The sequence below is a fragment of the Peptoniphilus stercorisuis genome, from assembly GCF_017874395.1.
Classification (GTDB): Bacteria; Bacillota; Clostridia; order Tissierellales; family Peptoniphilaceae; genus Anaerosphaera; species Anaerosphaera stercorisuis.
This window is the reverse complement of sequence record NZ_JAGGLJ010000007.1, coordinates 99,408-109,475: the sequence shown is the minus strand read 5'-3', so window position 1 is coordinate 109,475 and position 10,068 is coordinate 99,408. Positions and strand designations below refer to the sequence as shown.

The 10,068-nt window shown below is 28.1% G+C and carries 8 protein-coding genes, 3 tRNA genes and 1 rRNA gene; 9 read left to right on the top strand and 3 right to left on the bottom strand.

Annotation, left to right across the window (positions count from 1 at the left end; all coding sequences use genetic code 11):
* The 5 genes from rrf to gltS all read left to right on the top strand — a co-directional run.
* Nucleotides 1–88: ribosomal RNA gene (rrf, locus tag J2Z71_RS09085) — 5S ribosomal RNA — on the top strand; the annotation flags it as partial.
* 66 nt (nt 89–154) lie between these two features.
* Nucleotides 155–229: transfer RNA gene (locus J2Z71_RS04860), tRNA-Glu, on the top strand.
* A gap of 76 nt (nt 230–305) precedes the next feature.
* Nucleotides 306–381: transfer RNA gene (locus J2Z71_RS04855), tRNA-Lys, on the top strand.
* A 434-nt stretch (nt 382–815) separates the two neighbouring features.
* Nucleotides 816–891 (top strand) — tRNA-Val (locus J2Z71_RS04850).
* A gap of 227 nt (nt 892–1,118) precedes the next feature.
* Nucleotides 1,119–2,336 (top strand): sodium/glutamate symporter, encoded by a 1,218-nt coding sequence (gltS, locus tag J2Z71_RS04845; protein WP_210060732.1) that lies wholly within the window; start codon nt 1,119–1,121, stop codon nt 2,334–2,336.
* A gap of 316 nt (nt 2,337–2,652) precedes the next feature.
* Here gltS and J2Z71_RS04840 read toward each other — a convergent pair whose 3' ends face one another.
* Nucleotides 2,653–3,270, bottom strand: coding sequence for a DUF47 domain-containing protein (locus tag J2Z71_RS04840; RefSeq protein WP_210060731.1), 618 nt, complete (start codon nt 3,268–3,270; stop codon nt 2,653–2,655).
* Nucleotides 3,271–3,411: 141 nt separating this feature from the next.
* Between J2Z71_RS04840 and J2Z71_RS04835 the strand changes: the two genes are divergently transcribed.
* Nucleotides 3,412–5,010 carry a Na/Pi cotransporter family protein gene (locus J2Z71_RS04835; RefSeq protein ID WP_210060730.1) on the top strand — a complete coding sequence of 533 codons (1,599 nt, stop codon included), beginning with the start codon at nt 3,412–3,414 and terminating at the stop codon, nt 5,008–5,010.
* A 127-nt stretch (nt 5,011–5,137) separates the two neighbouring features.
* A complete protein-coding gene (locus tag J2Z71_RS04830) occupies nt 5,138–5,764 on the top strand; it encodes a DedA family protein (RefSeq protein WP_210060729.1) in 627 nt (208 codons plus the stop codon).
* Between the two features lie 22 nt (nt 5,765–5,786).
* Here J2Z71_RS04830 and J2Z71_RS04825 read toward each other — a convergent pair whose 3' ends face one another.
* Together J2Z71_RS04825 and J2Z71_RS04820 are read right to left on the bottom strand one after the other, a co-directional pair.
* The gene (locus J2Z71_RS04825) at nt 5,787–6,686 is read right to left on the bottom strand and encodes a DMT family transporter (RefSeq protein ID WP_210060728.1); all 900 of its coding nucleotides are present in this window, start codon (nt 6,684–6,686) and stop codon (nt 5,787–5,789) included.
* 72 nt (nt 6,687–6,758) lie between these two features.
* Complete coding sequence (locus J2Z71_RS04820) at nt 6,759–7,658, bottom strand: DMT family transporter (protein ID WP_210060727.1); 900 nt, start codon at nt 7,656–7,658, stop codon at nt 6,759–6,761.
* A gap of 109 nt (nt 7,659–7,767) precedes the next feature.
* Here J2Z71_RS04820 and J2Z71_RS04815 point away from each other — a divergent pair, with 109 nt between their 5' ends.
* Both J2Z71_RS04815 and gltX read left to right on the top strand, forming a co-directional pair.
* Complete coding sequence (locus tag J2Z71_RS04815) at nt 7,768–8,307, top strand: DUF3783 domain-containing protein (RefSeq protein ID WP_210060726.1); 540 nt, start codon at nt 7,768–7,770, stop codon at nt 8,305–8,307.
* Between the two features lie 103 nt (nt 8,308–8,410).
* A complete protein-coding gene (gene gltX, locus J2Z71_RS04810) occupies nt 8,411–10,063 on the top strand; it encodes a glutamate--tRNA ligase (RefSeq protein WP_210060725.1) in 1,653 nt (550 codons plus the stop codon).
* The last annotated feature ends 5 nt before the right edge of the window (nt 10,064–10,068 follow it).

Here is a 10,068-nt window from a genome sequence, read left to right as displayed (position 1 = left end):
TGTAACCATACCGAACACAGTAGTTAAGCTCTTAACCGTCGATGGTACTTGGCTGGCAACGGCCTGGGAGAGTAGATAATCGCCAGTTTACATAAAGATCCGTTGACGTATCTAGTGATCGTTGGCGGATTTTTTAAGTTAAAAATAAATAAAAGGCCCTGTGGTCAAGCGGTTAAGACACCACCCTTTCACGGTGGTATCCCGAGTTCGATTCTCGGCAGGGTCACCATTTATATAGATAAATAAAAAACACATTATAAAATAGCCTAATAGAAGTATTGCTTCATAGGTAAAATAATATAAATGACCCATTAGCTCAGCCGGTAGAGCACCTGACTTTTAATCAGGGTGTCGCGCGTTCGAATCGCGCATGGGTCACCATAACAATCTATCCAAAGAACGAAGTGATTTGTAGATAGATTTTATACAAGGATTTCCTATGAGAATGAAATTCGAATAGCTAGAAATCCACTGTAATACAACCTAATTATATTAAACAATTAAATATCTGGACGCATAGCTTCTAGACCTAACAGAAATCTTTGATTTCGTTGTAGGTCAAATGTAACGAAGACCAAATTATGAATTAATTTGTGCCGTAGTTACCAGTTGGTATGTCTTAAGTATATAAATAAAGTAATTATATTAAACAATTGAATATCTGGACGCATAGCTTCTTGACCTAACAGAAATCTTTGATTTCGTCGTAGGTCAAATGTAACGAAGACCAAATTACACAGTAATTTGAGCCGTAGTTACCAGTTGGTACGTCTTAAGTATATAAATAAAAGTAATTATATTAAATAATTGAATATGGACGCATAGCTCAGTTGGGAGAGCATCTGCCTTACAAGCAGGGGGTCATAGGTTCGAGCCCTATTGTGTCCACCATAGTTAATCTACTAGAAATAGTAGATTTTTTTGTTGTATTTAAAAGTATAATGCATCTTATATAATATATATTTATCTTTACCTATATTAGATAAAGTGGTACAATATTACCATTATATAAAAATGATAATTGTTTATATTTAAAACAATTAGTCTTATATTTACTTAAATAATAATTTAGCTATTTTTCTTGCTAAATCATTTATAAATATTATAAATAAGAAAGGATGAGAAAATTGATAATTAAACCAGATATGATGCAAACTGCGGCTATATGTATTGTAGTTTTATTTATTGGTAAGTGGATTAAAGGGAAGGTTGATTTTTTTGAGAAATTTTGTATTCCTGCACCTGTTATTGGTGGATTTTTATTTGCAATAATTCATTTATTTTTAAGAGAGTTTGGAATTCTTGAGTTTCAAATGGATGTTACTTTTCAAGATCCCTTTATGATGTTTTTCTTTACTAGTATTGGACTTATCGCAAGTATAGATATTATTAAAAAGGGTGGCGTTGGAGTTATTATTTTCTACATAGCTACAGTTATACTTGTATTTTTACAAAATGGTGTTGGTATTGGAATTGCCAAGTTTTTAGGTGAGGATTCTCTACTTGGTCTTTTATGTGGTTCTATAACTATGGTTGGTGGACATGGGACTGCTGGTGTATGGGGACCTGAGTTTGTAAAGAATGGATTTGTAGGTGCGAATGAAATAGGTATGGCAGCTGCTACATTTGGTCTTATTATGGGCTCTTTAATTGGAGGACCAATTGGTGGTAGATTAATTAAAAAGAATAATTTAGCACCTTCTGTTTTAGATAAAGAGGAAAATATAAGATATAAGGAAGAAGAACTTATAAATACTGTTGTTGAAGAAATTAATGTCAATGAGATATTAAAGACTATGGCAGTTATTTTTGTATCTATTGCTATTGGTGTAATTTTAAAAAATGAACTTTTAAAGTTATGGCAAAAGTTAATTCTTCCTGCTTATGTAACTTCAATGTTAATTGCTGGAATTTATAGAAATACTATTGGAAGAAAGGGAACTTTCAAGGTAAATGAAAGATGTGCAAATTTACTTGGAGATATTGGTTTAAATATGTTTCTTGCAATGGCTCTTACAAATTTAAAATTATGGCAATTAGCAGAAGTTGCAGGTCCTATGATTATAATATTATTAGTTCAAACTTTAATCATTGTTTTATATACTACTTTTGTTACTTTTAATATTATGGGAAGAGATTATGATGCGGCTGTTCTTTCTGCTGGTATGTGTGGTTTTGGAATGGGAGCTACGGCAAATGGTGTTGCTAATATGAGTTCTGTTGTAGAAAAATATGGACCAGCGCCAAAGGCATTTTTTATACTTCCAATTGTCGGAGCGTTTTTAATAGATCTTACAAATACTTTTGCAATTACATTTTTTGCTTCGTTATTTTAATGATAAGGACTTCTATTTAATTATAGAGGTCTTTTTTATTTGTTTACAAGTATAGGAATTATATACTAATCAATAAGGTAAGTATATGAATTTATGTATTAGCTTTAATTTTAATATTATATTATAATCTATTTATGATTTCTTAATTAATGGAATACATTCCACAAAACGGAATATGCTTAACCTCACTAAACATTATGAATAGATTTTATTAACAGGGAATGTATTCCTATAAATTTAATAGTTAAAATATTTACACTATATAACCTAATAACTAATTAAAGCTAAAAAAATAGACCAGAAATGGTCTATTTTTTTAGCTATTTTTAAGGAATATTCTTCCTATTACTGTTCCTGTATATTTACATTTATCACAACATTTTTCCATTCGATAAATAATTTCTTCCCACTGTGTAAGTATTAATGGATCATTTTCTTCTTTAAATAATTTTTTTGTGGAGTTTATATAAATTTTATCTGCTTTATCTTCTAAGTATGTTAATTTATTTAGGTGTTCGTTTATTTCTGTAAGTTTTTTCGTTTTCTTTAGATTTATCAATATTAAATTTATAGTTTCTACACATTCTGAAATTATTCCTGCAAATAAAGTTGCTTCATGTCGAAGTTCTTTTACTGCAAACATATAGAAATACTGTGTAATTGTTTCAATTGAATCTATAATTGAATCTATACTTTGAGCTATATCGAAGAAATCTTCTCTTTTAATTGGCAGTATAAATTGATCTACTAAGGATTTATTTAAATCGTGGACTATTACATCTGCTTCTTTTTCTATTTCTTGCATTTCAACCATTAAATATTTCATATCTTTATAATCAAATTCTTTTAATATTCTATTTAATAGGTTTGATGCTGATGTTGCTTTTTGTCCTAGATTTACTAACATATTAAAATAATCTATCTTTTTAGGCATAAAAAACCTCCCTAGTAGTTAATTTACCATAAAGGACTTTACATATCAATAAAATAAAATTTATACTATTTTTACAATATCTCTTTCAATAATCTTCTCTATCGGGTATTATGAATATGAATTAATAAATTGGAGGTCTTTATGTCTATAACTTATATTTTTGGGCTACTTGGAGGTCTTGCCTTATTTTTATATGGTATGGATCTTATGAGTAGTGGACTAGATCTTGTCGCGGGAAATAGAATGAGAAGCTTTGTTGAAAAAGTAACTTCAAATCCAATTAAGGGTGTTTTTGTTGGTGTTATTGTAACTGCAATTATTCAGTCATCATCAGCAACTACTGTTATGCTAGTTGGGTTTGTTAATGCTGGGCTAATGTCAATTTATCAGGCGACAAGTGTTATTATGGGAGCTAATATTGGTACTACTATCACTGGTCAGTTAGTAGCTTTAAATATTACTAAAATTGCTCCAATTATTGCATTTATTGGATTTGCAATGAATAAGGGATTAAAAAATGAAAGGCTTAAATATATAGGTCAAGTTATAATTGGTCTTGGATTTTTATTTATGGGTATGGAGTTTATGTCATCTTCAATGGCTCCTCTTAGAAAAGATCCAGCATTTATTCAATTAATGACAAAATTTTCAAATCCATTTTTAGGTATTTTAGCAGGTACTGTTATAACAGGAGCTATTCAATCATCAGCAGCAGCCCTTGGTATTTTACAAGCTATTGCAAATGAGGGATTAATTGGATTACATAGCTCAATGTATATTATTTGTGGTTTTAATATAGGAACTTGTATAACTTCTGTATTATCTGCAATTGGTGCTAGTAAAAATGCTCAAAGAACAGCAGCAGTGCATGTTCTATTTAACTTTATAGGAACTGTAATATTTGTTCTTGTATCATTCTTTGTGCCTTTAGATGTTTTTGTTGCTAATTTTTCAAGAAATTTACCAGCAGCACAAATTGCAAATATGCATACTTTTTTTAACTTTATGACAACTATTATTTTATTTCCTTTTGCAAAGCAATTATCAAATCTTGCAACTAAGGTTATTAAAGGTAAAGATAAAGAAGCTGAAGAGTTATCACTTAGATATATTAATCCAAAAACAGCCAATGATACACTTTTAGTTCTTACAAATGTAAAAGCTGAAACTCTTAGAATGTTTGATATTGCAAGACAAAACTTTAAATATTCATTAGAGATTTTTTATAATTTTGATGAGGAAAAATACGATATTATATTTCATAATGAAGAGATTATAAATTATCTAAATACAGAGATTACAAAGTATATAATCGATGCTCTAGGACATCAAATGGATGATGAGCTAGCTGCAAGTCTAACGGGCTATATGAGAGCTGTAAGAGATATTGAAAGAGTAGGAGATCATACAAAATCAATAGCAGAAAGTGCAAAGGCAAATGTCACTGATAATTTAGTATATACAGAAAATTCCTTAAAGGAATTAAATGCTGTAGAAACTTCTATTATGACTATGTTTAATACTATGTATGAAGATATTTCAAGAATTGAAAGAAATAATAGATTGAGATTTTTTAATAAAAAAGTCCAAAACTATGTTATTACTTATAGAAACTATCATTTAGAGAGAATGAAATCTGGAGAGTGTGATCCTGTAAGTGGTCTTGCTTTTGAAAAAGTTTTAAGTTCTCTTGAAAGAATTAGTTCTTATGTAAGTAATGCAGGTAAATTATTAGATTAAACAGTGCTTAGCACTGTTTTTTTATTTAGAAAATCTAAAGATTCTTAAAAAAATCTTAAGAATAGTGTAAATTGAAAAAATCCTCAAAAAAGATGATATTATCTAATTAGATGATTAAGGAGGATTTATGGAAGAGATTATAATTAATATAATAGATAGTTTTGGATACATTGGTATTTTTCTACTTGTTGCATTAGAAAATATATTTCCACCTATACCTTCTGAGATAATACTTACATTTGGTGGTTTTTTAACGACATATACGAATATGAATATAATTTATGTTATAGTATCTTCAACAATAGGTTCTGTTTTTGGTGCTGTGATTTTATATATGGTAGGTAGATTTTTAAATAGAGATAGACTTAAATATTTGATTAATAATAATAGTTTTGTCAAAATTTTAAGACTTAAGGAAGAAGATTTGGATAAATCAGAAAAATGGTTTAATAGACATGGTTCAAAGGCAGTTTTACTTTGTAGATTTGTTCCAATAGTTAGAAGTTTAATTTCAATACCAGCTGGAAGTGCAAAGATGAAACTTTATAAATTTATACCTCTTACTTTTATAGGGACTTTAATTTGGAATTCAATTTTAATTTATTTAGGAAGTATTGCACAAAATGCTTGGAAGGAAATTCCAAAATATATGAGTTTTTATAGTATTATTACTCTTTTTATAATTTTTGCTATTGCGGGAATATGTATTTATAAATTATTTAAAAAAAGAGAATATTTAGAAGATATAATGTAAAAGCACTGTAAACAGTGCTTTTTTAATTGTCTATAAAATTAAGGGCTGAAACTGCAAATAGTATTAGGGCCATTCCCAATATGTCATATAGAGAAAAGATTTCTTTTAAAAATAAAACTGAAAATATTAAGGCAGATACTGATTCAAGTCCTGCAATTAAAGATCCTTTCACAGGTCCTATAATAGTAACTCCATATAGGAAAAAGGAAAAGGCAAGGATTGTACCAATAAGAACTATTCCAATAAATCCAAGAATAATTCCTGTATCAAAATTAACTGTAATATTCCATGGTTTTGTGAATATACTAAGTGCAATTCCTCCAAAAAACATTCCAAAGCCATTTACTACAAAACTTGTGTATTTTGGCATAATTTCTAAAGGAAGTAAAGTGCAAGCTACAATTCCAAGTGCAGATATTAAAGCCCATACAAGGCCTAGAGGATTAATAACTAGCTTTGATATATCAAGATGCGTTGAAAGTGTAAATGTTCCTAAAATCGCCAATAAGATAGCTAGTATTTCAATTTTTTTAGGAAGTCTATTTTCTTTAAAGCAAGTTATTAAAACTATAAATATTGAACTTAAAAACTGAAGTGTAGTTGCTGTTGGTGCATTGGTGTAATATATTGCTTGTAAGTAGGCGAACTGAGAAAATAACATTCCAAGTACACCAAATAATATTAATGTAATAGTATCTTTTTTATTTTTAAATATTCTAAAGGCATCTTTTTTGTATTTAAAAATTGCAAAGATTATAAGTAATAGTCCACCAAAGATTAATCTTACATTTGCAAGATAAGTAGAATCTACATTTTTGTAATTCATAAGGTATTGGCCACAAGTTCCAGAAAAACCCCAGGCAATTGCTCCTAAAATAGTAAGTATTAATCCTTTTGTTAAGTTTTTGTCAGTATTTTTCAACAAATCACCACCTTAAAGTCATTATAACATTTAATATTTAAATAAAAAGTTTTAAATAAAAAAGAAAGAGATTTACTCTTTCTTTAAACTAAGTGTTGTAACAGCGATTAGGATTAGTGCCATTCCAAGAATATCAAAAAAACCAAAGGATTCTTTAAGTAAGATTATTGAAAAAAACAGTGAGGAAATTGCTTCAAGTCCTGCTATTAAAGATCCTTTTACAGGTCCTATAATACTAATTCCTGCAAGAAATGATGTAAAAGCAAATACTGTTCCTATTATTGTTATGGAAAAAAGTGCAAAAAATGTCATAAAATCAAAATCAATTTTAATATTCCAAGGTCTTAATATAATAGTAAGTACAACTCCACCTATAAACATTCCAAAGCCTGTTACTACGATACTTGAATATTTTTTAAGTATATTAAGTGGAAGTATTGAGTATAAAACTACTGCAAGTGCTGCAACTATTCCCCAAAAAAGTCCAAGAGGTGTTATTACTAAGGAATTTAGATTAAAGTGAGTTGCAAGTGTAAATGTTCCTAGGACTGCTGTAATTACTGCGAAAATTTCGATTTTTTTAGGAAGTCTTTTTTCAATAATACAAATTCCAATTACTATAAAAACAGAACTTAAAAATTGAAGTACTGTTGCAGTTGGTGCATTGGTATAATATATAGCTTGTAAGTAGGCAACTTGGCAGATTAACATTCCAAATATTGCAAATAAAAATAATGTAATAGTATCTTTTTTATTTTTGAAAATTTCAAAGGTTTTATTTTTGTTTTTAATTATTGAAAATATTATAAGTAATAGTCCTGCAAATAAAAGTCTAATATTAGTAATATAATTTGAATCAAGATTTTTAGTATTCATTAAATACTGACCACAAGTCCCAGAAAAACCCCAAGATATTGCTCCAAATATAGTTAGGAGAAATCCTTTTAATTTATGTTTTTTATTTTTGTTCAAAAAAAACACCTCCTTTTAATATAGTAATTATATCATTTTACAAAATGAATATCTCTTAAAACTTGTTTATCTTAAGTTTTGGGGTATTATATAATTCGGAGGGGATTTAATGAAGAAAAAGTTATTAACTTATGGATTTGATCTTAATAGCTCAAAATATAATGAGATTTTAAATGTTGCAAAGGACTTTAATATAGATGTAAAAAATATTGAAGAAAGTGATTTAAATCAAAAAGTTGGATATTTAATGGGCCTTGCTGATTATGATGAAGTTAAAGAGGAGCATAATGACAAAAAAGATTTAGAGTTTTTATTATTTTCAGATTTTGACAGAGAGGATTTAAGTAATTTTTTAATCACACTTAGAAAGCTAGATATAAGTATTCCTCATAAATCTGTAATAACAAAAATGACTAAGGACTGGACTTTTAAAGAACTTCTAGATCATATTGAGATTGAGCATAGAACTATGCAGAAGTTTAATCTTCTTGGTCAATATGTAAAAAAGGCAAGAGAAATATTAGAAACAGAAGAAAATAAAGAGCTAGAAATGGCTGTAGATAAAGCATTAGAGCTTACAAAAATGAATGATATTACAGAAAATGATGTAGATGAAAGATTTGAGATATTTAAAGACATACTTGGCTAAATGATAATAGACCTACAAAAAAGTAGGTTTATTTTTTATTTTATTAAAGAGAAGATTATTTCTTGGAAATATGATATAATACACAAATTAAGGATGTGACAAAATGGATTATAAAAAATTATCAGAATTATTATTTCCTCATATTGATAATACAGTTGATTTTTATGAAGAAAAATTCCCAAAAAGAGATGTAGAGGACAATGCTGCTATTACAAGACTTGGACCATCACCAACAGGATTTATTCATCTTGGAAATTTATATGGTGCTTTTGTTGATGAAAGACTTGCTCATCAATCTAATGGTGTTATGATTTTAAGAATTGAAGATACAGATGATAAGAGAAAAGTTGATGGTGCTGAGGAGATTATTATTAATTCTTTGAAGTATTTTGATATAAATTTTGATGAGGGTGTGTCATTAGATGGAGAAAAAGGATCTTATGGACCATATCACCAATCTAATAGAAAAGAAATTTATGAAACTTTTGCTAAGGAATTAGTAAAAATGGGAAGAGCTTATCCTTCTTTTACAACAGAGGAAGAGCTTGATGAAATTCGAAAAAAACAAATTGAAAATAATTTAACTACTGGATATTATGGAGAATTTGCAGTAGATCGTGATTTATCCTTTGAAGAAATTGAAGAAAAATTAAATAATAATACTCCATGGACTTTAAGACTTAAATCTATGGGAAATCCAGAAGAGACTATTGAAGTTTTTGATGGAATTCGTGGAAGTGTTACAACTCATCCAAATAATATGGATATTGTAATATTAAAACAAAATAATATTCCAACTTATCACTTTGCTCATGTTGTAGATGATCATTTAATGAGAATAACACATGTAGTAAGAGGAGAGGAATGGCTTTCTACACTTCCTATTCATCTAGAGCTATTTAAGGCTTTTAATTGGGAACATCCAATATATTGTCACACAGCTCATATGATGAAAATGGATAATGGAAATAAGAGAAAGCTTTCTAAGAGAAAAGATCCTGAACTTTCACTTGAATATTACCAAAAACTTGGATATTTTAAAGAGGCATTACTAGAGTATTTAATGACTATTTTAAATTCTGATTTTGAAGAGTGGAGAATGAAAAATAAAGAAAAATCAATTTATGAATTTAATTTTGAACTTTCTAAAATGTCAGGCTCAGGTGCACTTTTTGATATGAATAAACTTGATGATGTATCTAAAGATGTTCTTGTGAATATGGATATTGATGATGTAGTAGATTTCTTTATGAACTGGGCTAAGAATTTTGAAAAAGAAAAATATGAAGTTCTAAAAGATTATAAAGATGATATTAAAAGATTATTCTCTATTGGAAGATCTGGAAAAAAACCTAGAAAAGATTTAATTTATGCATCTCAAATGTTTGATTTTATATCTTATTATTTTGATGAATTTTTTGATGAATATGAAGATTTACCAGAAAATGTATCTAAAGAAATGGCTATTGTGCTTTTAAAAGAATATAGTGAAACTTTTTCTATTGAAGATGATAATGGACAATGGTTTGATAAAATAAGAGAAATTTCAGAAAAACATAATTTTGCAGTTAAGATGAAAGATTATAAGAAAAATCCACAAGATTATAATGGATCTGTGGCTGATGTATCTACTGTAATAAGACTTGCAATAACAGGAAGTATAAATTCACCTGATATTTATGAAATAGGTCAAATTATGGGGTTAGAAAAGACAAATAAAAGAATTGAAAGATATATAAATTATCTAGATAAATAAAAGGA